The following is a 460-nucleotide window of genomic DNA, read 5'->3' as shown; positions in this document are numbered from 1 at the left end:
ACCAGCACTCGGCCCGGCTGCTGCGGGTCGGCCTTGTACAGCACCAGTTCGGCCTCGGCATCGTCCCAGGTGGTGGAGATGTCCGGCAGCACCCGCACCCACTGGCCGTCGCGGATTTCCAGCAGCGACGACTTGGTCCAGGTGCTGGTCCACCAGGTACGCAGCAGTTGCCGGCGCTCGCGGCCGCTGTCGTCGAGGCCGCCGAGGACGCTGAGCACCGCGCCGGTGCAACTGCCCAGCGGCTTGGGCGGGACGCGCGCGTCGGCGCTCCAGAGGTCGCAGCGGCAATCCTCGTATTCGTCGCACAAGGCGGCGCTGTTCGGCGCGTGGGCCACTACCCAGGCGAAGTCCGCCTCGGTACCGGCGAAGCGGCCGCGAGCCAGCGGGGTGTACCGCGGGTCGACGGCGTAGCGGGTGATCTCGTCGCTCTCGCCGACGAAGCGCCAGGTATCGCCAGGCC

At 71.3% G+C, this 460-nt stretch carries 1 protein-coding gene; it reads right to left on the bottom strand.

Features of this window, described 5'->3' with window-relative positions:
- A partial coding sequence (locus tag C1634_RS25725) for a hypothetical protein (protein WP_228410178.1) occupies positions 1 to 460 on the bottom strand: 460 nt, incomplete at both ends.

It is taken from the genome of Chryseobacterium viscerum (assembly GCF_002899945.2).
GTDB classification, from domain to species: Bacteria; Bacteroidota; Bacteroidia; order Flavobacteriales; family Weeksellaceae; genus Chryseobacterium; species Chryseobacterium viscerum.
The sequence above is the reverse complement of the archived record's forward strand: the minus strand, read 5'-3'. Positions and strand labels throughout refer to the sequence as shown.